Raw genomic sequence first — 22,535 nt, 5'->3', positions numbered from 1 at the left:
GAGTAACCTTACTCCGGAGTAAATACCCGACGCAGGCTACGACCCAGCAGGGAGTCCGGACAACCATGGCCGACCGCTATCTGCGCTTCACCCACACCGCTCCCGGCCGTTTCCTGACCTGTCGGCTCGGCCTCCCGGAACCGGCCGCGCTGCGGCGCCGGACACCCGAAGACCCCGCGTTCGACGGGGACCTGCTGCATCTGACGGTGGGTTCGCCGGCGGTCGGCGCCAAGGAGCTCCCGGCGGTCCTCGCGGGTACCGGCCTGACGGTGACGGCCGCCGCCGGCGCCCCGACGGCGGTCGTCCTCGACGCGACGGGAGTCGCGTCCACGAGCGCGCTCGCCGGGGTGCACGCCCTGCTGCACCCCGTCGTGCGGTCCGTCGCCACGAGCGGCCGGATCGTGGTGCTCGGCGCGCCGCTCTCCGCCACGGACCACCACCAGGCCGCCACCCAGCAGGCGCTGGAGGGCTTCGTACGGTCGCTGGGCAAGGAGATCGGCGGAGGCAGGACGGTCAACCTGGTGCGGCTGACCGGGGCCGCGCGCACCGCGGAGTCGACGCTGCGGTTCCTGCTGTCACCCAGGTCCGCCTACATCAGCGGGCAGACCGTCGAGGTCGCCGACGCACCGGTCACCGCTCCCGAGGACTGGTCCCGCCCGCTCACCGGCCGCACCGCGGTCGTCACCGGCGCCGCGCGCGGCATCGGCGCGGCCGTCGCCGAGGTCCTCGCACGGGACGGCGCCCGGGTCGTCTGCCTCGACGTCCCGCAGGCCCAGGCCGATCTCGTCCGCACCGCCGACCGGCTCGGCGCCACGGCGCTCCCCCTCGACATCACGTCCGCCGACGCGGCCGACCGTATCGCCGCCGCCGTCCCCGACGGCCTCGGCGCCCTGATCCACAACGCGGGCGTCACCCGCGACCGCCGCCTCGCCAACATGCCCGCCGAGCGCTGGAGTTCCGTGCTGGACGTCAACCTCGCGGCGGTCCTCGACACCACGGACGCGCTGCTGAAGGCAGGGGTGATGACGAACGGCAGCCGGATCGTCGCGACCGCCTCCATCGCGGGCATCGCCGGCAACGCGGGCCAGACCAACTACGCGGCGAGCAAGGCCGGAATCATCGGCCTGGTCCGCTCCCTGGCCCCGCGCGCCGCCGCCGAGCACGGAGTCACCGTCAACGCCGTGGCCCCGGGCTTCATCGAGACGAAGATGACCGCCGCGGTCCCCCTCCTGATCCGCGAGGCAGGCCGCCGCATGAACTCCCTGGCCCAGGCCGGCCTCCCGCAGGACGTCGCGGAAACGACGTCCTGGCTGGCCCACCCGGCCTCGGCCCCGGTGAACGGCCAAGTGGTGCGGGTCTGCGGCCAGTCGCTCCTGGGCGCCTGACGTGGAGACCCGCACCCTGTCCTCGCCGCCCGCGCTGTGGCCCGCCCTCCTGCGCGGCGCGCTCGCCTCGCCGGTCAGGCGCCGCCGCCTACGGGACGACGCCGCGGCCCCGGCGACACGGCTCGTCCTCGCGGAAGCCGTCGTCGTACCCGAACGCCTCACCGCGTACACACACGAGTGCGGATTCCCCGGGACCGGCCCGCTCCCGATCACGTACCCCCATGTCCTCGGCTTCCCGCTCGCCATGCGCCTCATGGCGGACCGAACGTTCCCGCTGCCCGTCCTCGGACTCGTCCACACGCGCATCGCCATCACGCAGCACCACCGGCTCCTGCCCGCGGACCGCCCCGAGATCTCCGTGTACACGGCCGGAACGGCCCCGCACCGGCGCGGCACGGAGGTCACGTTGGCGACCGAGGCCCGGCTCGGGGGTGAGCTCGTGTGGGAGTCCCGCAGCGCGTATCTGTCCCGGCATACGAGGAGTACGGACGCACCCGGCGCACCGTCCGCGCCCAGGACACCCCTGCCGCCGACGGCCGTACGGGCGCGATGGCCGCTCGCCGCGGACCTCGGGCGTCGCTACGGCGCGGCGTCCGGGGACCGCAATCCCATCCACCTGTTCGCGGCGACCGCCCGCGCCTTCGGCTTCCCCCGTGCCGTCGCCCACGGCATGTGGACGTTCGCCCGCTGCCTGGCCGAACAGCCGGACCCCGGTGGACCGCGCTACGCGGAGGCCGAGTTCAAGGCTCCCGTGCTGCTGCCGGGGACGGTCGAGTACGCCGTACGGGAGGACGCCGGCGTCTTCGAGCTGCGCGACCCGCGCGACGGCCGCGTCCACCTCACCGGGCGGACGGCGACCAGCGCTCCCCCTGCATGAGGTTCCCCAGGCCCTCCCACGCGAAGTTCATCAGCGTCGCCGCCGCCTCCTTCGCCGAGACGCCGGGGGTGTCGTTGGCCCACCCCGCCAGCGATTCCGCCGCCCCGACGAGCGCCTGCGCGAGTCCGGCCATGTCCCGGTCGGCAAGCTCCCCTTCACCGTGCGTCTCGCGCGCCGCCGCCCCGATCAGCCCGGTCACGAACGCCACGATCTCGTCCCGCATCACCGCGACCTCCGCGGCGAACGGCTCCCCGTGCGTCCGCGCCTGCCGGTGCAGCACCGCCCACGCGTCGGGGTGCTCGGCGGTGTGCCGGAAGAACGCCGCGAGCCCCTCCCACAGCTGCCGGTCCGCCGGCAGACCCGGTGCCACGGCCGCCTGCACCGCGGCGACCAGCGCTTCCGACTCCCGCCGGATGCACGCCGTGAAGAGGTCCTCCTTGGAGTTCAGATACAGATAGACGAGCGGCTTCGACACCCCGGCCAGCTCGGCGATCTCGTCCATGGACGCCGCACGGTAGCCGCGCTGCCCGAACGTCTGCACCGCGGCGTCGAGCATCTGTCGCTCCCGCACGGCACGCGGCATCCGCTTGCCCCTACCGGCATCACCCACGTCTGACGCCCTCCCGGCCCCGGCCCGTCGTTCTACTGTTCGGTAAGACTAAGGCCCGCCACAGCGCGGAAACGCCGAAGGCCGGTCCGCACTCGGAGCGGGACCGGCCTTCGGACTCACGCCAGGGCGCCTCAGGCGTTGGGGCGCTTGCCGTGGTTGGCCTTCTTGCCCTTGCGGGCCCTCCGCTTGTTCCCACGCTTCGACATGGTGCAGATCTCCTTATTTCAGGACTTTCTCCACGATCATGTCAGTCTAGGTGCGGGACCACGGCATCACCATGGCAACGACGCGCGGCCATCGGGGTCGAGGCCGTACCGCGACCCGCGCCGACCACGCCAAGCGCCCCGGATCACTGCAGATCCGGGGCGCTTCGTCATGCCAGGGGGCGCCGGCACCTCACGCGGTGGCGGGGACGGCCACCTTCTGCCCGGCCGCCTGCTCGGCGTCACGCTCGTCGACGTCGTCGACCGGCGAGGCCGAGGCCGAGTTGTACACGTCGAGGTCCAGGATCTTCTCCCGGGCGGCGACGATGACCGGCACGAGGGCCTGGCCGGCGACGTTGGTGGCGGTCCGGATCATGTCCAGGATCGGGTCGATCGCCATCAGCAGGCCCACGCCCTCCAGCGGGAGGCCGAGGGTGGAGAGGGTCAGCGTCAGCATGACCGTCGCGCCGGTGAGGCCCGCGGTGGCCGCGGAGCCGACGACCGAGACGAAGGCGATCAGCAGGTAGTCCTGGATGCCGAGCTGGACGTCGAAGATCTGCGCGATGAAGATCGCGGCGAGCGCCGGGTAGATGGCGGCGCAGCCGTCCATCTTGGTCGTCGCGCCGAACGGTACGGCGAAGGACGTGTACTCCTTCGGGACGCCGAGGCGCTCGGTGACCTTCTGGGTGACCGGCATCGTGCCGACGGAGGAGCGGGAGACGAAGGCCAGCTGGATGGCCGGCCAGGCGCCCTTGTAGAACTGCACCGGGTTGACCTTGGCCACGGTCGCGAGCAGCAGCGGGTACACGCCGAACAGGACCAGCGCGCAGCCGATGTAGACGTCGGCTGTGAAGGTCGCGTACTTGCCGATGAGGTCCCAGCCGTAGTCGGCGATGGCGTAGCCGATGAGGCCGACGGTGCCGAGCGGGGCCAGGCGGATGACCCACCACAGGGCCTTCTGGAGCAGCTCCAGGACGGACTCGCTGAGGGCGAGGATCGGCTTGGCGCGGTCGCCGAGCTTCAGCGCCGCGATACCGGCGACGGCGGCCATGAAGACGATCTGAAGGACGTTCAGCTCGGTGAAGGGGGTGATGACGTCCGTCGGGACGATGCCGGTGAGGAAGTCGATCCAGGAGCCGGCGTGCTCGGGCTTCGCGCCGTCCTTGCTGGTGAGGCCGGTGCCGGCGCCCGGGTTGGTGAGCAGACCGATCACGAGGCCGATCGCGACGGCGATCAGGGAGGTGATCATGAACCAGAGGAGGGTGCGGGTGGCCAGCCGCGCGGCGTTGTTGACCTTCCGCAGGTTGGTGATCGACACCAGGATGGCGAAGAAGACGAGCGGCGCGACGGCCAGCTTCAGCAGCTGGACGAAGATGTCGCCGACCTGCTCGAGCGTCTTGTAGAGCCAGTTGATGTCCTGGCTGCGGGCGAGCCAGCCGAGGAGGACACCGACGACGAGGCCGGTGACGATCTGGGCCCAGAACGGGACCTTGGGTATGCGGCTGCTGGTACGGGTGGGCGTCGCGGAGTTCGCGGACACGGACATCTCCGGAAGGCGTGTCGGAAGGTGAGGGGAGGGGGTGCGGCGCGCCCGTTCACTCGGGAAGCCGCTGTATGACGCCGGGTTCAGACCGAGCGGCGACAGACCGCGGACATACAGCGGCACAGGTCGACATGCAGGCGCGCCACGAGCGGGGGGCTCATGGCTGTTCCGGGGCGCACTGCTGTCGTCATGGCGAACACGTTAACACTTGAACTTTGGGAACCTCAAAGCTGTGCTTTGAGTCGGGATCGCGCCATGACCTGCCCGGAAAACGACGCCGCCCCGGCGTGGGAGCGGATGCTCCCGGCCGGGGCGGGCAGTTGTGCGCTGCCGGGGTGTTTCCGACGTGCGCCGATGTGTGATGAAGCTTACGTTCCGCTTACTGGGCGTCGGCCTGCTGGACGTCCTCGCGGGTGCGGTTCTCCTCCAGGCGGGACTTGGCCCGGTCGACCTTCGTGGCGATCTGCTCGGCCATCGCCTCGCGCTGCTTGCGCAGCACGATGAGGCTGAGCGGCGCCGAGATCAGGACGGAGAGGACCAGCACCCACAGCAGGTTGGAGTCGCCGAGGCCCCTGGGCAGTACGCGCAGGTACACCAGCCCCCACAGGACGAAGAAGCAGCCGGCGAAGATGCCGAACCGCATGAGGGTGTACCGGAGCGTGGCGCTCGTCTTGCTGTCGGACACGACGGCCCCTTTCCTTCACTGAGTTGCCCACCCAGTGAAGCACGTCCCGAGTGTGCTCTTTTAGGGGGCTCCGCCCCGGGAGATCGCGTCGGAGATCACGTCGGCGATCACGTCGGAGTTCAGTGCGGGGATCGCTCCGTGGACCGGCGGCGTCAGAGGAGCGGGAGCAGCATCGTGATGTCGTCGCGATAGTCCCCGTCGGCGACCCTGATCGCCTCGGGCACCCGCCCGACCTCCTTGTAGCCGCAGGACGCGTAGAACCGCTCCAGTCCCGCACCACCGCGGCAGGTGAGCCGTATCGCCGTGACACCGCCCATCCCGCGGGCGGCGTCGGCGGCCGCGGCGAGCAGGTCGCGGCCGTATCCCTTGCCCTGGTGCCGTGGATGCACCATGACCGTGTAGAGCCAGATCCAGTGCCCCATCAGCCGGTGCGTGTTGTGCGTGAGGAACGCGGCGGCCGCGACCTCGCCGTCCGTGTCCCGCCCGACGAGCAGCCGCGCCCGCCCCTCGGCCATCGCGACCAGGTGGCGCACCAGCTCGGGCCGCACTTCGTCGGCACTCACCGGTGGTACGAAGCCGACGGCCCCGTCCGCGTTGGTCACATCCGTCCAGAGCCCGAGGACCCCGTCACGCAGGACGGGGTCGACGGGCGGATCGAGCGTGAAGTCGAGAGCCATGGCCCCGACGATAACAACGCGCGTGCGGGGCACATCGAGTGCGCCCGCCGAGAGCCCGGTGGCTCAGACGCGCATCGGCTGCGGGGACTCGCGGCGGTCGCCGTCCGGCCCCGGGTACTCGCGGATCACCTCGTAGCGCGTGTTCCGTTCCACCGGGCGGAAGCCCGCGTCGCGGATCAGCTCCAGCAGGTCGTCCCGCGTCAGCTTGTTCGGGGTGCCGTAGTTGTCCGCGTCGTGCGTGATCTTGTACTCGACGACCGACCCGTCCATGTCGTCCGCGCCGTGCTGCAGCGCCAGTTGCGCCGTCTGCACACCGTGCATCACCCAGAAGACCTTGACGTGCGGGACGTTGTCGAACAGCAGCCGCGACACCGCGAAGGTCTTCAGCGCCTCCGCGCCCGTCGCCATCGTCGTGCGCGCCTGCAGCTTGTTGCGGACCTTGCCGTCCTTCATGTCGACGAAGTCGTGCTGGTAGCGCAGCGGGATGAAGACCTGGAAGCCACCGGTCTCGTCCTGGAGTTCACGCAGCCGCAGGACGTGGTCCACGCGGTGGCGCGGCTCCTCGATGTGCCCGTACAGCATCGTGCTCGGGGTCTTCAGACCCTTCTCGTGCGCGAGGCGGTGGATCCGGGACCAGTCCTCCCAGTGCGTGCGGTGGTCCACGATGTGCTGGCGGACCTCCCAGTCGAAGATCTCCGCGCCGCCGCCGGTCAGCGACTCCAGGCCGGCGTCGATCAGCTCGTCCAGGATCTCCGACGCCGAGAGCCCCGAAATGGTCTCGAAGTGGTGGATCTCGGTGGCGGTGAAGGCCTTCAGCGAGACGTTCGGCAGCGCCTTCTTCAGCTCGCTCAGCGACCGCGGGTAGTAGCGCCAGGGAAGGTTCGGGTGGAGCCCGTTGACGATGTGCAGCTCGGTGAGGTTCTCGCCCTCCATCGCCTTGGCGAGGCGGACGGCCTCCTCGATGCGCATCGTGTACGCGTCCTTCTCGCCCGGCTTGCGCTGGAACGAGCAGTACGCGCACGACGCCGTGCACACGTTCGTCATGTTGAGGTGGCGGTTGACGTTGAAGTGGACCACGTCACCGTTCTTGCGCGTGCGCACCTCGTGGGCGAGGCCGCCGAGCCAGGCCAGATCGTCCGACTCGTAGAGGGCGATGCCGTCCTCGCGGCTCAGCCGCTCGCCGGCCCGGACCTTCTCCTCCAGCTCGCGCTTGAGCCCTACATCTTTGATAGATGCAGTCATGCGGCCGCCTCCCAACGTCTGCGCAAAAAAGACCCCACTCACCGTACGCCTAGACCTCTTCGGGCAGGTCTCCGACCCGGTTCTCCCACTTCGTCGACAGCACGATGGTCGTACGCGTCCGCGACACGCCCCGCGTACCGGACAGCCGCCGGATCGTCTTCTCCAGCCCGTCGACGTCGGACACCCGCACCTTGAGCATGTACGAGTCGTCGCCCGCGATGAACCAGCAGTCCTCGATCTCCGCGAGGTCGCGCAGCCGGTGCGCCACGTCCTCGTGGTCGGCGGCGTCGGAGAGCGAGATGCCGATCAGCGCGGTGACACCGAGGCCGAGCGAGGCGGCGTCGACCGTCGCCCGGTAGCCGGTGATGACCCCCGCCGCCTCGAGGCGGTTGATGCGGTCGGTGACGGAGGGACCGGAGAGTCCCACGAGCCGGCCGAGCTCGGCGTACGAAGCCCTGCCGTTCTCGCGCAGGGCCTGGATGAGCTGCCTATCCACGGCGTCCATATGCCTGAGCCTTCCATTATTCATCGCTACCGCAATTTTACGTGTGCAATCCAAGGCATGCAGGGTGGACACCCGGCATGCCCGTGTTACCTCGGGCGGTCAAGGCACGTACGTCGACCTGCCCGGTGGTCCCCTATTCGGCCCTGGAGCCCCCCAGCTCGCCCTCCCAGCGGCGGTACAGCCCGTGCGCCACCCCGGCCGCGTCCAGCACCCGGCCCGCCACGAAGTCGACCAGGTCCTGGATGTGCGTCGCACCCGCGTAGAACGCCGGAGACGCGGGCAGTACGACCGCGCCGGCCTCGTCGAGCGCCACCAGGTGCCGCAGTGTCTGGCCGTTCAGCGGGGTCTCCCGCACCGCGACCACGAGCTTGCGGCGCTCCTTCAGCGTCACGCTCGCGGCCCGCTGCAGCAGGTCCTTGGACAGTCCGAGCGCCACGCCCGCGACACAGGCCGTGGACGCGGGGACGATCAGCATCCCCTTGACCGGGTACGAGCCCGAGGACGGGCCCGCGGCGAGATCGCCGGCCGCCCAGTGGCGGACGTCCGCCCCTTCCACCCGGAAGGTGCCGGGCTTGCCGTCGGCGCCCCGTTCCAGCCATGCGCGCAGGTCCTCCTGCCAGTGCGCGTCCCGGAACGCGATCCCGGTCTCGTCGAGCAGAGTGAGCCGCGACGCCCGCGACACCACGAGGTCGACGCTCTCACCGGCGTCGAGCAGCCCGCGCAGCACGGCGGCGGCGTAGGGGGTCCCGGACGCCCCGGAGACCCCGACGACCCATGGGGTGCGGTTGGCGTCGTTCATGGCGTTGAGCCTATCCGGCCACCGGACGGCGGAACTGAGTAAGGTACCCCGGACGTTTCCGGGGGGAGACGCGGGAAGCGCAGGGGGTCATGGTGTCGACGACATCGCTCGAACGGAGCAGGACCGACCGGGCGAAGGCGGCCGGGAAGCTGATGCTCGGCTGGGTGGCGCTGCTGTGGGCGCTGGAGGCCGTCGACTTCGCGACGGGCCACACCCTCGACGCCTATGGGATAACGCCGCGTGAGCCCGGCGAGCTGGGCGACATCGTCTCCGCCTCGTTCCTCCATTTCGGCTTCGCCCATGTCGCGGCGAACAGCGTCCCGCTGCTGGTCTTCGGCTTCCTCGCCGCGCTCGGCGGCGTCCGCCGCTTCCTCGCCGTGGCCGCGCTGATCATCGTGGCCGACGGCATCGGCGTCTGGCTGATATCGCCGCCGGACACCAACACCGCGGGGGCGTCGGGGCTCGTCTTCGGCCTCTTCGGCTATCTCCTGGTCCGCGGCTTCGTGGACCGCCGCCTGATCGACGTCGCCACCGGCCTCGTGATCGGCGCGATCTGGGGCGGCTCGATCCTGCTCGGCATCTCCCCCGCCAACACGGAGGTCAGCTGGCAGGGCCACCTCGTGGGCCTGGTGGCGGGAGTGGCGGCGGCCTTCGTCTTCCGCCGCCCGAAGCGCGCGCCCGTGCTCACGGCATAGCGCCGCCGGCCGCACGGCGGTTACAGGGTCAGACCCCGCACGGCGAGATCGAGCAAGGCGCACACGAACAGGGCGATCCCGATGAAGCCGTTGACCGTGAAGAACGCCCTGTTCAGCCGGGACAGGTCGTGCGGGGTCACGATCGTGTGCTCGTAGACGAAGGCGGCCGCGACGATCAGCAGGCCGAGCCAGAAGAAGAGGCCGACGCCGGTGGCGAGGGCGTACCAGACGAAGAGGGCCATCGTCACGGCGTGGCAGACGCGTGCGCCCCACAGTGCCGCCGGGATGCCGAAGCGGGCCGGGACCGACTTCACGCCGTGGGCGCGGTCGGCCCGGACGTCCTGGCAGGCGAAGATCAGGTCGAAGCCGCCGATCCAGACACCGACCGCCAGGCCGAGGATCACCGCGTCCCACGACCAGGCCCCGGTGACCGCGATCCACGCGCCGACCGGGCCGATCGCCTGGGCGAGGCCCAGGATCGCGTGCGGGAAGTTCGTGAAGCGCTTCCCGTACGGGTAGACCACCATCGGGACGACCGCGAGGGGCGCGAGCGCGAGGCACAGCGGGTTGAGCAGCGCCGCGGCCCCCAGGAAGATCACGACCGCGATGCCCGCCCCGGTCCACGCGGACCGAACCGACACCGCCCCGGTCACCAGCTCGCGGCCCGCCGTGCGCGGGTTACGGGCGTCGATCTCGCGGTCGATGATCCGGTTGCAGGCCATCGCGAAGGTCCGCAGTCCCACCATGGCGACGGTGACGAGCAGCAGGTCGCCCCAGTGGATGCTCCGGTCCAGCTCGAACATCGCGGTGAGCGAGGCGATGTAGGCGAACGGCAGCGCGAAGACCGAGTGCTCGATCATCACCAGCCGCAGGAACGCCTTGGTGCGTCCCGGGCCCGGGACCGCGGCCGCGGACGCGGACGCGCTCACAGGCCGTACTCCTTCCAGCGGCGGTCGACCAGCGCCGCCGTATCGGGGTCGGAGAGCACCATGTTCGGCCAGCCCCCGTCCCGGGTGTAGCCCTCCTCGGGCCACTTCTTCGTCGCGTCGATGCCCGCCTTGCCGCCCCAGAACTGCTGGTAGGAGGAGTGGTCCAGATGGTCCACCGGGCCCTCGACGACGGTCAGGTCGCGGGCGTAGTCGGTGTTGCCGAGCGCCCGCCACGACACCTCGTGCAGGTCGTGGACGTCGCAGTCGGAGTCGACGACCACGATCAGCTTGGTCAGCGACATCATGTGCGCGCCCCAGATCGCGTGCATGACCTTCTGCGCGTGCTTCGGGTACTTCTTGTCGATCGAGACGATCGCGCAGTTGTGGAAGCCGCCCGACTCGGGCAGGTGGTAGTCCACGATGTCCGGGACGATGATCTTCAGCAGCGGCAGGAAGAAACGCTCCGTCGCCCGGCCCAGCGGCCCGTCCTCCGTCGGCGGCCGGCCCACCACGATCGACTGGAGCAGCGGACGCTTCCGCATCGTCACGCAGTCGATCGTCAGCGCCGGGAAGTCCTCCTGCGGCGTGTAGAAGCCGGTGTGGTCGCCGAACGGCCCCTCCGGCAGCGTCTTCCCCGGCTCCAGCCAGCCCTCCAGCACGACCTCCGCCTGCGCGGGCACCTGGAGCGGCACGGTCTTGCAGTCGACCATCTCGATCCGCTTGCCCTGCACGAAGCCGGCGAACAGGTACTCGTCGATGTCACCGGGCAGCGGCGCCGTCGAGGCGTACGTCACGGCCGGCGGACAGCCGAAGGCGATCGCGACCGGCAGCCTCTCACCGCGCCGCGCCGCCACCTGGTAGTGGTTGCGGCTGTCCTTGTGGATCTGCCAGTGCATGCCGATGGTGCGCTTGTCGTGGCGCTGCAGCCGGTACAGGCCGAGGTTGCGCACCCCCGACTCCGGGTCCTTGGTGTGGGTCAGCCCCAGGTTGAAGAAGGAGCCGCCGTCCTCGGGCCAGGTGAACAGCGCCGGCAGCCGGTCCAGGTCGACGTCGTCGCCCCGCAGGACCACCTCCTGCACCGGCGCGTCCTTCACCTTCCTCGGCGGTACGTGCGTCATCGCGCCGAGCTTCCCGAACGCCTCGCGCACCCCGACGAACCCGTGCGGCAGCTCCGGCTTCAGCAGCCCGCCGATCTTCCCGCTGATCTCGTCGTACGACGTCAGGCCCAGCGCCTTCAGCAGCCGGCGGTCCGTCCCGTACACGTTCATCGCGAGCGGCATGGAGGAGCCGCGCACGTTCTCGAAGAGCAGCGCCGGGCCGCCGGACTTCTGGACCCGGTCGACGATCTCCCCGATCTCCAGGTACGGGTCGACTTCGGCCTTGATGCGCTTGAGGTCGCCCTCGCGCTCCAGCGCCCGGAGCAGGGAGCGAAGATCGTCGTAAGCCATGCCGTCCAGTATCGGCCACTCGCTACCCTGGACTTGTCACGGGGGCCGTTCCACGGTCCCGTTCTCCGCACGTAGGGGGCAGCCAATGCTTCGGGTACTGATGTTCTTGGTGCCGCTGGCGCTCAGCATCTACGCCTTCATCGACTGCATCTCCACGGACGAGAAGGAGATCAGGTACATCCCCAAGCCGATCTGGGCGATCCTCGTGCTGCTGTTCCCGCTCGTCGGCTCGATCTCCTGGCTGATCGCCGGCAAGGAGCGCGCGACGCCGCGTCCGGCGCGGCGCGGCGACTGGGTGGCGCCCGACGACAACCCCGACTTCCTGAAGTCCCTCAACGAGGACAAGGACCCGACCCAGGACCTGCCCCAGGACCCGGCGAAGGATCCGACCAAGGACGCGAGGGACCGGGCGAAGGACCCGAGGCGGGACGAGGATCCGGGCACGTCCTGACGGAGGGGCCGAGCCCATGGACCGGGAACTGGCACGGCAGTGGCTGTCCACCGCGCTCGACGAGGCGCGCACGGGCCTGGCCGAGGGCGGCATCCCGATCGGCGCCGCACTGTACGGCCCGGACGGCGGTCTCCTCGGCCGCGGGCACAACCGCCGCGTCCAGGACGACGATCCGTCGCTGCACGCGGAGACCGCCGCCTTCCGCGCGGCGGGACGCCGGCGCTCGTACCGTGACACGACGATGGTCACCACCCTCTCCCCCTGCTGGTACTGCTCCGGGCTGGTGCGGCAGTTCGGCATCCCCCGGGTCGTCGTCGGCGAGGCCGAGACCTTCTCCGGCGCCCACGGCTGGCTCGCGGCGCACGGCGTGGAGGTGGTGGTCCTGGACGACCCCGAGTGCACGGAGCTGATGCGGGAGTTCATCAGCGGGCGTCCGGACCTGTGGTACGAGGACATCGGCAGCGAGGACACCGGCCATGACGCGTGACCGCATCCCCGTGATCGACCTGGGCCCATGGCTCTCCGCCGGCCCCGCCGCCCGCGCCCGTCTGGCCGCGACCGTCGACGAGGCCCTGCGCACGGCCGGCTTTCTGCTGGTCACCGGCCACGGGGTGGACCCGGGTCTGCGTACGGAGATCCGGCAGCTCGCGCGCGGCTTCTTCCGGCTGCCGCCGACCGCGAAGGAACCGTACGCGGTGCAGGTCGGCGGCCGTGGCTGGCTCGGCCCCGGGGCCGAGGCCAACGGCTACGCGGAGGGCACTCGGACGCCGCCCGACCTGAAGGAGTCGCTGTCGTTCGCGGCGGACGGGCCGACGGGCGATCCGGCGGTCGACGCGGAGTGGTTCCTGCCGAACACCTGGCCGACGGAGGTACCGGAGCTGCGCCCTGCCGTGGAGGCGTACCTGCGGCAGATGCGGGCGCTGTCGGACCGGCTGCTCGCACTGCTCGGGGTGGCCCTGGGCGAGCCGGAGGACTTCTTCACCCGGCACACCGCCCATCCGACCTGGGGCTTCAACATCAACTGGTACCCGGGCCGGGACACCGTCGGTGAGCCGCGGCCCGGCCAGTTCCGGATCGGTCCCCACACGGACTTCGGCACGGTCACCGTCCTCGACCGGCAGACCGGCAAGGGCGGCCTCCAGGTCTTCACGGACGAGGGCGGCTGGGAGGACGCGCCGTACGCACCGGACGCGCTGACGGTCAACATCGGGGATCTGATGGCCCGGTGGACGGACGGCCGCTGGTGCTCGGGACGGCACCGCGTGCTGCCGCCGCCCGCGGACGAGCCGGCCGAGGAGCTGATGTCGCTCGTCTACTTCTACGAGTGCGATCCGGGCACGGACGTCCGGGGCACCGACTCGCACACGTATCTGCGGGCCAAGCTGGACGCGATCACCGCCGACTGAGGGGTCACCGGCGGCCGGCGTACTCGGCGCGCAGGTGCTGGAAGCGGTCCGGCGTCCAGGCGGCCCAGTCCGCCGGGCGGCCGTCGAGCGCGTCGGAAAGGTACTCGAAGTGCTGGTGCCAGCCCGCCAGGTTGTCGAGGCGCTGTTCGTCGGAGCCGGTGAACTCGTTGGTGAAGCGCAGCACGGTCGCGAGGGAGTCGGCGGGCGCCGGCTCCATGTGGAACCGGACCCGGCCGTGGACCTCCACGGTGTACTCGGCGACGGCCTCCATGTCCCAGGCCGTGACCCGCCCGGAGACCACGGTCCCCGCTCCCTCCCTCTCGGCGTTCAGCCAACGCAGTGTCACTCCGCCGCCCAGGTGGGGCTCCAGCAGGTCCGCGGCGGCCAGCCACTGCGGCAGGCCCTCCGGTGTGGCCACGGCGGCCCAGACCCGGACCACCGGGTGCGGCAGATGCAGCACGAAGTGCAGGACGTGGGTCGTGCCGTCGTCGCCGTCGCGGGTCTCGCCGGTGCCGTAGGGGATCGCTTCCGTCATGGCACCAGCGTCGCCCGTCGCCGCCGGGAACGCGACCCTTACACGCCCGCGTAGCTGTGGAGGCTGTTCACGAAGAGGTTGACGCCGTAGTAGTTGAAGAGGAAGCAGGCGAAGGCGATCAGCGCGACGTACGCGGCCTTGCGGCCCTTCCAGCCGGCGGTCGCGCGGGCGTGCAGATACGCGGCGTACGCCACCCAGGTGATGAAGGACCAGACTTCCTTGGCGTCCCAGCCCCAGTAGCGGCCCCAGGCGTCGCCGGCCCAGATCGCCCCGGCGATGATCGTGAAGGTCCACAGCGGGAAGACCGCGGCGTTGATGCGGTACGCGAACTTGTCGAGGGACGCCGCGGCGGGCAGCCGCTCCAGCACCGAGCGGGCGAAGGAGCCCGGGTTGCCGCCGTTCGCCAGCTTGTTCTCGTACGAATCCCGGAAGAGGTACAGCAGGGTACCGACCGCGCCCAGGTAGAAGACGGCGCCGCAGAAGATCGCGGTGGAGACGTGGATCCACAGCCAGTACGAGTCCAGCGCCGGGACCAGCTGGTCGCTCTCGGTGTAGAGCCAGGTGACGGAGATGCCCAGGTCCAGCAGGACGGAGGTGACGAGCGGCAGTCCGATCCAGCGGACGTTCTTCTTGGCGAGGAGGAAGCCGAGGTACGCGCCGACCGCCACGGTGGAGAAGGTGGTGGAGAACTCGTACATGTTGCCCCAGGGGGCGCGCTGCACGGACACGGCGCGGGCGATGACGCCGGCGGCCTCGACGAGGAAGGCGAGGACGGTCAGCGAGACGGCGATCCGGCCGTACATGTCGCCCTGCTGGTCGCCGCCTGCGGCACCGGGGCCGTCCGGGACGTCCCGGGCGCCGGCCGAGGACCGGGTGATGACCTTCGGGCGTTCCAGGACGGCGGTGCCGCCGCCCTTCCGCGCCACCTGGATCTTCGGTGCTGCGGCGGCCGCGGTGCCGTTCGTGAGGGCGGCGGCGGTACGGCCGACGCGGCTGCGGCTGCCGAAGGTCCACTCGGCGATGTGCGCGAGGAAGGCCAGGGTGTAGACGGCCATCGCCGAGTAGATCAGCACGTTGCTGAACTCGGCGAGGCTCTCGTTGGTGGCGGCGGCGAGAGTCACTTCTCAGCCCCTTCGGCGGGAACAGGATCGACGGGATCTGCGGGATCGGGCGCGGTCGGCGCCTGTGCGTTGAGGGTGACGGCCAGATCGGCCAGCTCCTCGGGGAGTTTCGCGGACTCGCTCCGGCCGAGGCCGGCCATCTCGACGACTGTGACGCCGTCCTCGCCGCGCACGGCGCGGACCCAGACCCGGCGCCGCTGGATGAACAGCGAGCCGACGAGTCCGGCGATGGCGGCGATGGCGCCCGAGAGGGCGAGGCCGTTGCCCGGCTGCTGGGAGATCTGGAAGCTCGCCCACTCCTTGATCTCCTTCTCGAAGGTGATCGAGCCGGCGCCGTCGGGCAGCTTCATCGTCTCGCCGGGGAGCAGGGTCTGCTTGAACACGCCGCCCTTGGCGTCCTTGAACGGCTTCATCTTGCGGGTGTCCAGCTGGTACACGTTCTGCGGAACGCCGGAGTCGACGCCGAGACTGCCGTGGTACGCGCTGAGGTTGAGCGCCGGGAACACCAGGGCCGGGAACTCGGAGAACATCTGGCCCTGGCCCTTGCCGGCGAACGTCGGCACGAAGAAGGCCGGGAAGCCCAGTTGTTCCTTCTTGCCCGCCTTGTCCCGGTAGCCGTCCATCACCTTGATGACGCCGGTGGAGCTGACGTTGCTGTCGACGGGAAGGAGCGGCACGGCGGCTTTGTAGACGACGTCGCCCTTGCGGTCGCGGACGGTGACGACGGGCGCGTAGCCGTGGGCGAGCAGATAGACCTTGGCGCCGTCGATCTCCAGGGGCTCGTTGACGCGGATGAGGCCCTTCTGCTCCTCGCCCTCGGTGCCCTTGGTGTACGTCACCGCGGCCTCGTAGGTACGCGGGGTGCCCTTCTGCGGGCCGTTGGGCTCGTACGTACCCGTGAACCGGTCGAGGGTGAAGCTGAACGGCGGCAGCTCGTCGACGCTGAACATCGACCCGGACTTGAAGTTGTCGTACTGGGTGAGGGTGTTCGCGAAGCCGTCGCCCTCGACGATCAGCTTGCCGCCCTCGGACTTGAAGAGCTGCCCGGCGGCGAAGGCCACGAGCATCACGATCAGGGCGACGTGGAAGAGGAGGTTGCCCACCTCACGGAGGTAGCCCTTCTCGGCGGCGACCGCGTCCCCGGCGACATGGGCCCGGAACCGCCGCTTCTTCAGCATCGCGAGCGCGGCCTCGCGCACGGCCTCGGGCTCGGCCCCGGTGCGCCAGGTGGTGTAGACGGGCAGCCGGGTGAGGCGCTTGGGGGCGCCCGGCGGGCGGCCGCGCAGCTGGCCGGTGAACTGCCAGGTGCGCGGGACGATGCAGCCGATGAGCGACACGAACAGCAGGATGTAGATCGCGGAGAACCACACCGAGCTGTAGACGTCGAAAAGCTGGAGCTTCTCGAAGACCGGCGTCCAGAACTCGTTGTTCGCCTTCCAGGTGCGGACCTTCACCTCGTCCACGCTGTCCTGCGGGATGAGGGATCCGGGGATCGCGCCCAGGGAGAGCAGGAAGAGCAGGATCAGCGCGACCCGCATCGAGGTCAGCTGCCGCCAGAACCAGCGCGTCCAGCCGAGGACCTCGCGGCCGGCCCAGGCGAGGGCGCCGCCGGCGCCCGGCGCGCGCGGTCCGCCGAACGAGCCGGGTACGGCACGTTCCTGGGGGGCGGTGGAGAGCTGCTCCCCGGCGCTGCCGAGGTCACCCGCCGCCTCCTGGCCGCCGGTGTCCGTGTCGGTGGTCTCCGGCGCGTCGGTGGTCCCCGGCGTGTCGGTGGTCTCCGTCGTCGTCTCGGTCTTGCTCATGGATCAGATTCCCACCTGGAAGCCACTGGACCAGCTCTGCATGTCCTGCACGAGGATGTCCCACATACCTGTGAGAAGGAGCAGGCCGGTCACGATCATCATGCCGCCGCCGATCCGCATCACCCAGGCATAGTGCCGCTTCACCCAGCCGAACGCACCGAGCGCCTTGCGGAACGCGACGGCGGCGAGGACGAACGGCAGGCCCAGGCCCAGACAGTACGCGGCGGTCAGCAGCGCCCCCCGGCCCGCGCTGGCCTCCTGGGCCGCGAGCGCCTGGACGGACGCGAGGGTCGGGCCGATGCACGGGGTCCAGCCGATGCCGAACAGCGCGCCGAGCACCGGCGCTCCCACGAGCCCCGTCGTGGGTCGCTTGTGGAAGCGGAACTCACGCTGGGTGAGGAACGGCATCAGCCCCATGAAGAAGACGCCCATCAGGACCATCAGCACGCCGAGGACCCTGGTGAGCGTCTCCCGGTGCTCCTGGAGCGTCCAGCCGAAGTAGCCGAACAGCGCCCCGCCGGAGATGAAGACGGCGGAGAAGCCGAGGACGAAGAGCCCGGCCCCGGCGGCCATCCGGCCCCGCCGGGCCTGCTCCAGGTCGGTGCCGGTGACCCCGGTCACGTAGGACAGATAGCCGGGCACCAGCGGCAGCACGCAGGGCGAGAAGAAGGAGACGAGTCCTCCGAGTACGGCGATGGGCAGCGCGAGCAGCAGCGCACCGCTGAAGACCGTCTCGTTCATCCCTACTTCTCCGCGACCAGCGGGTCGATCATGGAGCGCAGCTGCTTGTCGTCGATCGGCATCAGCGCGCGCGCCGCGATCTTTCCTTCACGGTCGATGACGAGCGTGGTCGGAATGGCCTGCGGATTGACATCGCCCTTGGGGAACTTCAGGACCAGCTTGCCGGTCGGGTCGTGGAAGCTCGGGTACCCGACCTTGAAGTCCTTCTCGAAGGCGAGGGCCTGGCTGGTCTGCGGGTCGCGGGTGTTGATCCCGACGAACTCCACGCCCTTGCTCCTGGTCTCCTCGGCGACCTTGGTCAGGTACGGCGCCTCGGCGCGGCAGGGCGCGCACCACGAGCCCCAGAGGTTCATCACGATGATCTTGCCCTTGTAGTCGGCGAGATCGAGCGGCTTGCCGGTGAGGTCCTCACCGGTCAGTGCCGGGGCCGCCTTGCGCTCGCCCTTGGCGACGGTCGAGATGCCGCCGGTGCCGGTGACGAAGTTGGTGTCACCACCGCCGCCGGACTTGCCGTTGGAATCGCCGGTGCACGCCGACAGCGTCAGTGCGGCCGCGAGGGCGCCGACGGCGAGCAGGGTGCTACGAGGGGCACGGGCAAGGGTCATGTGAAAAGTTTCGCATGGGGGATCAGGAGATCTTGGGCGCCCCCCTTGCTGCCCGTAACGCCCCTTGTCAACAGAGGTTAAGCGGTGGCTTTGAGGAAGGTGTTCCAGCCGCCTGCCGGGGACTGTCCGACTTCCAGCGTACGGAGCTTGGTGAGGATCTTCGGGTCCTGGACGTCCAGCCAGTCGCAGAACTGCCGGAACGACACCAGCCGTACGTCCTTCTTCCCGGCCATGGTCTTCAGGGCCTCCTCGACGGCGTCCATGTAGATACCGCCGTTCCACTGCTCGAAGTGGTTGCCGATGAACAGCGGCGCGCGATTCGACTCGTACGCCCGCGTGAATCCGCTGACGTAGGCCTCGGTGGCCTGCTTCCGCCAGCCCGGATAGCGCGACGGCACACCCTTGGTCGAATTCCCCGACTGGTTGGCGAGGATGTTGTAGTCCATCGAGAGCACCTCGAAGGAGTGCCCGGGGAAGGGGAGCGCCTGCAGCGGCAGGTCCCACACGCCGCCGCGCTTGTCGGGCCACATCTGGCGGCCGCCGGGCGAGCTGGCGTCGTAGCGCCAGCCGAGCTTCTTCGCGGTCGGCAGGAGCTTGTCCTGGCCGAGCAGGCAGGGGGTGCGGCCGCCGACGAGTTCCTTCTCGTAGTCGAAAGGCAGCGGGTCGAGGTCCGTCCAGCCGCTGTTGGTCTTCCACTGGGTGACGAAGGACACAGCCTGGTCGATCTCGTTCTCCCACTGCGCGGGCGTCCAGTTCCCGACCGAACCCGATCCGCCGCAGAAATGCCCGTTGAAGTGGGTGCCTATCTCATGTCCCTCGAGCCAGGCCTGCCGGACGTACTTGAGCGTGTCCTTGACGTGCCCGTCGGTGAGATAGCCGATGTCGGAAGCGCCCACGGGATTGTTCGGCGGCCGGTAGAGCGACTTCTTCGACTCCGGCAGCAGATAGAGGCCGGAGAGGAAGAACGTCATCGCCGCGTCATGGTTCCTGGCGAGTTCCAGGAACCGCGGGAAAAGGCCGTTGCCGACCTCGCCCGCACCGTCCCACGAAAAGATCACGAATTGCGGCGGAGCCTGACCGGGCGCGAGCGGTACCGGCGCCTCGGGCTGGTGCGGCTGCTTTCCGGTGTCGGCCGTCGAACCGTCGCCTATGAGGCGCGCCGGCTTCTCCTGGGGCCCCTGGCCCTTGCCGTCACCGCCGCCCCCGTTTCCTCCGTCGGCGCCGCCGCTGCCCTTCCCCGGCTTTCCGTTGCCCGAGCCCGTGCCGCAGCCTGCGACACCGATCGCCGCTGCGGCGCCGAGTCCCGCTCCCAGCACGCCCCTTCGAGTGATGTTGCGCATGCCGACCATCCCGTTCCCTGTCGCGTTCGCCGCAGCCGTACCGCCATCAAGTGAGATGGCGTGCGGAACGGGAAGGTTCCAGGGGCTAACACGGAATGTGCTGGACAGCCAGATGGCTATGCGCCAAAGGCTTTTGACTTTCCCTTGACCGGTTTGGCACCGGCGAGAAGATGCGCGGGAACGAGGTCACGCGCCGGCTCCGAGTATCCGACCGAGACGATCTTGTCGCCCTGATAGGTGAAGGTCGTCAACGACGCGAGCGTGCACTGCCGGCGGCGCGGGTCGTGCCAGAGCCGTCGCTGCTCGACATGGCTGCGCACGATCCAGATCGGCAGCTGATGGCTGACCACGGCCGCCTCATGGCCGCGGGCCGCGTCCCGGGCGGTGCCCAGCGCGTCCAGCATCCGTGCCACCTGGTCGATGTACGGCTCGCCCCAGGACGGCCGGAACGGATTGGTCAGGTGCTTCCAGTTGCCCGGCTTGCGCAGCGCACCGTCGCCCACGCCGAAGGTCTTGCCCTCGAAGACGTTCGCCGCCTCGATCAGCCGCTCGTCGGTGTCCAGGGTCAGACCGTGCGACTTGGCGATCGGGGCCGCCGTCTCCTGGGCACGCTCCAGCGGAGAGGCCACCACATGCGTGATGTCGCGGTCGGCGAGGTGCTCCGCGACCCGGTCGGCCATCCGTCGTCCCAGCTCGGACAGGTGGTAGCCCGGCCGCCGCCCGTAGAGAACGCCGTCCGGGTTCTCCACTTCGCCGTGCCGGATGAGATGGACGACCGTCGTTTCCGTATGGATCCCCGAACCGGTCATGCCGTGGCCTTCGCGGCGGCGCGGGCGGCGGCGGGCAGCGCGGCGGCGATCCGCTCGATCGCGGCGTCGTCGTGGGCGGTCGACACGAACCAGGACTCGAACGCGGACGGCGGAAGGTAGACACCTTGGGAGAGCATCGAGTGGAAGAACGCGTTGAAGCGGAAGGCTTCCTGCTTCTTCGCGTCCTCGTAGTCCCGCACCTCACGGTCGGTGAAGAACACGGAGAACATGTTGCTCGCGGTCTGCAGCCGGTGCGCGACGCCCTCCTTGGCCAGCGCGTCCGTGACGAGACCCCGGATCCGCGCGGAGGCCGCGTCGACCTTCTCGTAGGCCGCGTCGTCCAGGAGCCGCAGCTGGGCGAGGCCCGCGGCGGTCGCCACCGGGTTCCCGGAGAGGGTGCCCGCCTGGTAGACCGGCCCGGCCGGGGCGAGATGGCCCATGACGTCGGCACGGCCGCCGAACGCCGCGGCGGGGAAGCCGCCGCCCATGACCTTGCCGAAGGTCATCAGGTCCGGGGTCACGCCGTCGACGCCGTACCAGCCGGCCTTCGACGTACGGAAACCGGTCATGACCTCGTCGGAGATGAACAGCGCGCCGTTCTTGGCGCAGGCGTCCTTGAGGCCCTGGTTGAAACCGGGCAGCGGCGGAACCACGCCCATGTTGCCCGGCGACGCCTCCGTGATCACACAGGCGATCTCGCCCGGGTGCGCGTGGAAGGCCGCGTGGACCGACTCCAGATCGTTGTACGGCAGCACGATCGTGTCGCCCGCCTGCGCTCCCGTGACCCCGGGGGTGTCCGGCAGCCCGAAGGTCGCCACCCCGGAACCGGCCGCGGCCAGCAGGGCGTCCACATGGCCGTGGTAGCAGCCGGCGAACTTGATCACCTTGGCGCGCCCGGTGAAACCGCGCGCCAGCCGGATCGCCGACATGGTCGCCTCCGTGCCGGACGAGACGAGTCTCACCTGCTCGACCGGGGCGACCCGTGCCACGATCTCCTCGGCGAGCGCGACCTCTCCTTCTCCCGGCGTGCCGAACGAGGTGCCTCGGGAGACGGCGTCCTGCACGGCCGCGGTGACCTCGGGATGGGAGTGCCCGAGGATCATCGGACCCCAGGAGCACACGAGGTCGACATACTCGCGCCCGTCCGCGTCCGTCAGATACGGACCGGTACCGGACACCATGAACCGGGGTGTACCCCCCACGGCGCGGAAGGCACGGACAGGAGAGTTCACGCCGCCGGGCGTCACGAGGGACGCGCGGTCGAAAAGCGTCTGCGAAACTGGGGCGTCATAGGGAAAGCTCACGGAATCCATGGTGTCAGAGGCACGCGACGTTCTTGCGGACAGGTGTTTCACAGCACGTCCGTGGGGGAGGTCACTGTCACGATGATCGGGTTGCGCGGCCGGCGCTGTGCGTCCTAAAAGCAGTCGGGTGGAGATATGCATCGCGGTGGCGGACTGGGCGAGGGGACCGACGACCTGGGTCCCGAGCCTGCCCGGCGTGGGAGGCACCGGCGGCACGAGGCGCGTGAGCCCGTGGAGAGCAGGGGTGGCCGGGGCATGGGGGTGACGTACAAATACTTCGGCGCACCCGATGGCGCCACGGCTGCCCGCGTGCCGATCTCGATGCGCCCGGAGGAGCTGGGCGGCGACGAGCTCGGCATGGGTGGAATGTTCACCAAGATCAAGCCGGAGACCATAGCCGCGATGGTGCTCACGGGTATTCAGGGCATGCCGCTGCACAAGGTGCCCCCGCTGGAGCTGGTGGTCCTCCACCCGGACTACGCCGTGGTGAAGCTCCCCATGACCGTTGTCGACCCCCTGCGCGGCATCGGCGAGGAATCGGTGGGCGCGGCGGCCTTCATCTGGTCGACCGTCCCGGACCGCGGCGGCCCGCGGGACGCGTTCAACGTGTACCAGCTGCTGCACGAGTGGCAGGACTTCAGCCACCGGCTGCACGAGGCGGGCCATCAGCCGTACTGCCTGGTGTGGCCCTGACCGGAGCTGCCTGCGCAGTGGGGCGGGGTGTTCCGGCCCCGCCCCTGTCCTGCCGGTGAGGGCCTTCATGCCGGTGAGGGCTGACATGACGCAGAGGGTTGGCATGACTCGGAGGGCCGGCATGGCGCGG

The 22,535-nt window shown here is 70.1% G+C and carries 26 protein-coding genes; 7 read left to right on the top strand and 19 right to left on the bottom strand.

Annotated features, from left to right (window positions below; genetic code table 11):
• Window positions 1–65: 65 nt before the first annotated feature.
• Both OG766_RS20605 and OG766_RS20600 read left to right on the top strand, forming a co-directional pair.
• Complete coding sequence (locus tag OG766_RS20605) at window positions 66–1,385, top strand: 3-oxoacyl-ACP reductase (protein ID WP_328725940.1); 1,320 nt, start codon at window positions 66–68, stop codon at window positions 1,383–1,385.
• Window position 1,386: 1 nt separating this feature from the next.
• Window positions 1,387–2,262 (top strand): MaoC family dehydratase, encoded by an 876-nt coding sequence (locus tag OG766_RS20600; protein ID WP_328725939.1) that lies wholly within the window; start codon window positions 1,387–1,389, stop codon window positions 2,260–2,262.
• Here the strand turns inward: OG766_RS20600 and OG766_RS20595 are convergent.
• The 9 genes from OG766_RS20595 to OG766_RS20560 form a co-directional block, all read right to left on the bottom strand.
• The gene (locus OG766_RS20595; RefSeq protein ID WP_266381325.1) at window positions 2,225–2,845 is read right to left on the bottom strand and encodes a TetR/AcrR family transcriptional regulator; all 621 of its coding nucleotides are present in this window, start codon (window positions 2,843–2,845) and stop codon (window positions 2,225–2,227) included. The two genes, OG766_RS20600 and OG766_RS20595, sit on opposite strands and share 38 nt — an antisense overlap.
• Before the next feature lie 158 nt (window positions 2,846–3,003).
• Complete coding sequence (locus OG766_RS36755) at window positions 3,004–3,078, bottom strand: 50S ribosomal protein bL37 (protein ID WP_099048249.1); 75 nt, start codon at window positions 3,076–3,078, stop codon at window positions 3,004–3,006.
• A 190-nt stretch (window positions 3,079–3,268) separates the two neighbouring features.
• Window positions 3,269–4,615, bottom strand: a complete 1,347-nt coding sequence (locus OG766_RS20590) for a dicarboxylate/amino acid:cation symporter (RefSeq protein ID WP_443045516.1) — start codon at window positions 4,613–4,615, stop codon at window positions 3,269–3,271.
• 86 nt (window positions 4,616–4,701) lie between these two features.
• Complete coding sequence (locus OG766_RS20585; RefSeq protein ID WP_323137333.1) at window positions 4,702–4,779, bottom strand: putative leader peptide; 78 nt, start codon at window positions 4,777–4,779, stop codon at window positions 4,702–4,704.
• A 218-nt stretch (window positions 4,780–4,997) separates the two neighbouring features.
• Window positions 4,998–5,303: a DUF4229 domain-containing protein gene (locus OG766_RS20580; protein ID WP_266381305.1), complete on the bottom strand. Its 306-nt coding sequence runs from the start codon at window positions 5,301–5,303 to the stop codon at window positions 4,998–5,000.
• Between the two features lie 152 nt (window positions 5,304–5,455).
• Window positions 5,456–5,980 (bottom strand): GNAT family N-acetyltransferase, encoded by a 525-nt coding sequence (locus OG766_RS20575; RefSeq protein ID WP_266381304.1) that lies wholly within the window; start codon window positions 5,978–5,980, stop codon window positions 5,456–5,458.
• Between the two features lie 63 nt (window positions 5,981–6,043).
• Complete coding sequence (gene mqnE / locus OG766_RS20570; RefSeq protein ID WP_266381303.1) at window positions 6,044–7,222, bottom strand: aminofutalosine synthase MqnE; 1,179 nt, start codon at window positions 7,220–7,222, stop codon at window positions 6,044–6,046.
• Window positions 7,223–7,271: 49 nt separating this feature from the next.
• Window positions 7,272–7,727 carry an Lrp/AsnC family transcriptional regulator gene (locus OG766_RS20565; RefSeq protein ID WP_266381302.1) on the bottom strand — a complete coding sequence of 152 codons (456 nt, stop codon included), beginning with the start codon at window positions 7,725–7,727 and terminating at the stop codon, window positions 7,272–7,274.
• Window positions 7,728–7,860: 133 nt separating this feature from the next.
• Complete coding sequence (locus OG766_RS20560) at window positions 7,861–8,526, bottom strand: UbiX family flavin prenyltransferase (protein ID WP_266381301.1); 666 nt, start codon at window positions 8,524–8,526, stop codon at window positions 7,861–7,863.
• A gap of 89 nt (window positions 8,527–8,615) precedes the next feature.
• On the opposite strand from OG766_RS20560, the gene OG766_RS20555 reads away from it, so the two are divergent.
• The gene (locus OG766_RS20555) at window positions 8,616–9,221 is read left to right on the top strand and encodes a rhomboid family intramembrane serine protease (protein ID WP_423247076.1); all 606 of its coding nucleotides are present in this window, start codon (window positions 8,616–8,618) and stop codon (window positions 9,219–9,221) included.
• A gap of 20 nt (window positions 9,222–9,241) precedes the next feature.
• On the opposite strand, the gene mqnP is transcribed toward OG766_RS20555, so the two are convergent.
• Together mqnP and OG766_RS20545 are read right to left on the bottom strand one after the other, a co-directional pair.
• Entirely contained in the window at window positions 9,242–10,150 is a 909-nt protein-coding gene (gene mqnP / locus OG766_RS20550) for a menaquinone biosynthesis prenyltransferase MqnP (protein ID WP_266381300.1), read from the bottom strand.
• Window positions 10,147–11,598 (bottom strand): menaquinone biosynthesis decarboxylase, encoded by a 1,452-nt coding sequence (locus OG766_RS20545; RefSeq protein ID WP_266381299.1) that lies wholly within the window; start codon window positions 11,596–11,598, stop codon window positions 10,147–10,149. The genes mqnP and OG766_RS20545 overlap by 4 nt, the downstream gene beginning before the upstream one ends.
• A gap of 85 nt (window positions 11,599–11,683) precedes the next feature.
• Between OG766_RS20545 and OG766_RS20540 the strand changes: the two genes are divergently transcribed.
• Genes OG766_RS20540 through OG766_RS20530 form a run of 3 tightly spaced genes read left to right on the top strand, consistent with a single transcriptional unit; the run spans window position 11,684 to window position 13,455 of the window.
• Window positions 11,684–12,049 (top strand): PLD nuclease N-terminal domain-containing protein, encoded by a 366-nt coding sequence (locus tag OG766_RS20540; RefSeq protein WP_266381298.1) that lies wholly within the window; start codon window positions 11,684–11,686, stop codon window positions 12,047–12,049.
• Window positions 12,050–12,065: 16 nt separating this feature from the next.
• Complete coding sequence (locus tag OG766_RS20535; RefSeq protein WP_266381297.1) at window positions 12,066–12,536, top strand: nucleoside deaminase; 471 nt, start codon at window positions 12,066–12,068, stop codon at window positions 12,534–12,536.
• Window positions 12,526–13,455, top strand: coding sequence for an isopenicillin N synthase family dioxygenase (locus OG766_RS20530; RefSeq protein WP_266381296.1), 930 nt, complete (start codon window positions 12,526–12,528; stop codon window positions 13,453–13,455). The genes OG766_RS20535 and OG766_RS20530 overlap by 11 nt, the downstream gene beginning before the upstream one ends.
• Window positions 13,456–13,459: 4 nt before the next feature.
• Here the strand turns inward: OG766_RS20530 and OG766_RS20525 are convergent, their stop codons facing one another.
• From OG766_RS20525 to hemL, 8 genes are all read right to left on the bottom strand, one after another.
• Window positions 13,460–13,990 carry an SRPBCC domain-containing protein gene (locus OG766_RS20525; protein ID WP_266381295.1) on the bottom strand — a complete coding sequence of 177 codons (531 nt, stop codon included), beginning with the start codon at window positions 13,988–13,990 and terminating at the stop codon, window positions 13,460–13,462.
• Window positions 13,991–14,028: 38 nt separating this feature from the next.
• Window positions 14,029–15,111 carry a c-type cytochrome biogenesis protein CcsB gene (ccsB, locus tag OG766_RS20520; RefSeq protein ID WP_266381294.1) on the bottom strand — a complete coding sequence of 361 codons (1,083 nt, stop codon included), beginning with the start codon at window positions 15,109–15,111 and terminating at the stop codon, window positions 14,029–14,031.
• Window positions 15,108–16,913: a cytochrome c biogenesis protein ResB gene (resB, locus tag OG766_RS20515; protein WP_328725937.1), complete on the bottom strand. Its 1,806-nt coding sequence runs from the start codon at window positions 16,911–16,913 to the stop codon at window positions 15,108–15,110. The genes ccsB and resB overlap by 4 nt, the downstream gene beginning before the upstream one ends.
• A 3-nt stretch (window positions 16,914–16,916) precedes the next feature.
• On the bottom strand, window positions 16,917–17,654 hold the full coding sequence (locus tag OG766_RS20510; protein ID WP_266381292.1) for a cytochrome c biogenesis CcdA family protein: 738 nt from the start codon (window positions 17,652–17,654) through the stop codon (window positions 16,917–16,919).
• Window positions 17,655–17,656: 2 nt separating this feature from the next.
• Window positions 17,657–18,259, bottom strand: coding sequence for a TlpA family protein disulfide reductase (locus OG766_RS20505; protein ID WP_266381291.1), 603 nt, complete (start codon window positions 18,257–18,259; stop codon window positions 17,657–17,659).
• Between the two features lie 77 nt (window positions 18,260–18,336).
• Window positions 18,337–19,599, bottom strand: coding sequence for a hypothetical protein (locus OG766_RS20500; protein WP_328725936.1), 1,263 nt, complete (start codon window positions 19,597–19,599; stop codon window positions 18,337–18,339).
• A gap of 116 nt (window positions 19,600–19,715) precedes the next feature.
• The gene (locus OG766_RS20495) at window positions 19,716–20,408 is read right to left on the bottom strand and encodes a histidine phosphatase family protein (RefSeq protein WP_266381289.1); all 693 of its coding nucleotides are present in this window, start codon (window positions 20,406–20,408) and stop codon (window positions 19,716–19,718) included.
• On the bottom strand, window positions 20,405–21,721 hold the full coding sequence (gene hemL, locus OG766_RS20490) for a glutamate-1-semialdehyde 2,1-aminomutase (protein ID WP_266381288.1): 1,317 nt from the start codon (window positions 21,719–21,721) through the stop codon (window positions 20,405–20,407). Before hemL ends, OG766_RS20495 begins: the two co-directional genes overlap by 4 nt.
• 126 nt (window positions 21,722–21,847) lie before the next feature.
• Between hemL and OG766_RS20485 the strand changes: the two genes are divergently transcribed.
• The gene (locus tag OG766_RS20485; RefSeq protein WP_266381287.1) at window positions 21,848–22,405 is read left to right on the top strand and encodes a hypothetical protein; all 558 of its coding nucleotides are present in this window, start codon (window positions 21,848–21,850) and stop codon (window positions 22,403–22,405) included.
• The last annotated feature ends 130 nt before the right edge of the window (window positions 22,406–22,535 follow it).

This window comes from Streptomyces sp. NBC_00259, from assembly GCF_036181745.1.
Taxonomy (GTDB): Bacteria; Actinomycetota; Actinomycetes; order Streptomycetales; family Streptomycetaceae; genus Streptomyces; species Streptomyces pratisoli.
The sequence above is the reverse complement of the archived record's forward strand: the minus strand, read 5'-3'. Positions and strand labels throughout refer to the sequence as shown.

Excerpts from the sequence above, each read along its gene's own strand:
- OG766_RS20545 (WP_266381299.1), bottom strand. The coding sequence starts at position 11,598 with ATGGCTTACGACGATCTTCGCTCCCTGCTCCGGGCGCTGGAGCGCGAG.
- OG766_RS20495 (WP_266381289.1), bottom strand. The coding sequence starts at position 20,408 with ATGACCGGTTCGGGGATCCATACGGAAACGACGGTCGTCCATCTCATC.
- OG766_RS20605 (WP_328725940.1), top strand. The coding sequence starts at position 66 with ATGGCCGACCGCTATCTGCGCTTCACCCACACCGCTCCCGGCCGTTTC.
- OG766_RS20560 (WP_266381301.1), bottom strand. The coding sequence starts at position 8,526 with ATGAACGACGCCAACCGCACCCCATGGGTCGTCGGGGTCTCCGGGGCG.
- OG766_RS20525 (WP_266381295.1), bottom strand. The coding sequence starts at position 13,990 with ATGACGGAAGCGATCCCCTACGGCACCGGCGAGACCCGCGACGGCGAC.
- OG766_RS20535 (WP_266381297.1), top strand. The coding sequence starts at position 12,066 with ATGGACCGGGAACTGGCACGGCAGTGGCTGTCCACCGCGCTCGACGAG.
- OG766_RS20530 (WP_266381296.1), top strand. The coding sequence starts at position 12,526 with ATGACGCGTGACCGCATCCCCGTGATCGACCTGGGCCCATGGCTCTCC.
- OG766_RS20575 (WP_266381304.1), bottom strand. The coding sequence starts at position 5,980 with ATGGCTCTCGACTTCACGCTCGATCCGCCCGTCGACCCCGTCCTGCGT.
- OG766_RS20540 (WP_266381298.1), top strand. The coding sequence starts at position 11,684 with ATGCTTCGGGTACTGATGTTCTTGGTGCCGCTGGCGCTCAGCATCTAC.
- resB (WP_328725937.1), bottom strand. The coding sequence starts at position 16,913 with ATGAGCAAGACCGAGACGACGACGGAGACCACCGACACGCCGGGGACC.
- OG766_RS20485 (WP_266381287.1), top strand. The coding sequence starts at position 21,848 with ATGCATCGCGGTGGCGGACTGGGCGAGGGGACCGACGACCTGGGTCCC.
- OG766_RS20595 (WP_266381325.1), bottom strand. The coding sequence starts at position 2,845 with ATGCCGCGTGCCGTGCGGGAGCGACAGATGCTCGACGCCGCGGTGCAG.
- OG766_RS20585 (WP_323137333.1), bottom strand. The coding sequence starts at position 4,779 with ATGAGCCCCCCGCTCGTGGCGCGCCTGCATGTCGACCTGTGCCGCTGT.
- OG766_RS20500 (WP_328725936.1), bottom strand. The coding sequence starts at position 19,599 with ATGCGCAACATCACTCGAAGGGGCGTGCTGGGAGCGGGACTCGGCGCC.
- OG766_RS20505 (WP_266381291.1), bottom strand. The coding sequence starts at position 18,259 with ATGACCCTTGCCCGTGCCCCTCGTAGCACCCTGCTCGCCGTCGGCGCC.
- hemL (WP_266381288.1), bottom strand. The coding sequence starts at position 21,721 with ATGGATTCCGTGAGCTTTCCCTATGACGCCCCAGTTTCGCAGACGCTT.
- OG766_RS20510 (WP_266381292.1), bottom strand. The coding sequence starts at position 17,654 with ATGAACGAGACGGTCTTCAGCGGTGCGCTGCTGCTCGCGCTGCCCATC.
- OG766_RS20565 (WP_266381302.1), bottom strand. The coding sequence starts at position 7,727 with ATGGACGCCGTGGATAGGCAGCTCATCCAGGCCCTGCGCGAGAACGGC.
- OG766_RS20555 (WP_423247076.1), top strand. The coding sequence starts at position 8,616 with ATGGTGTCGACGACATCGCTCGAACGGAGCAGGACCGACCGGGCGAAG.
- mqnE (WP_266381303.1), bottom strand. The coding sequence starts at position 7,222 with ATGACTGCATCTATCAAAGATGTAGGGCTCAAGCGCGAGCTGGAGGAG.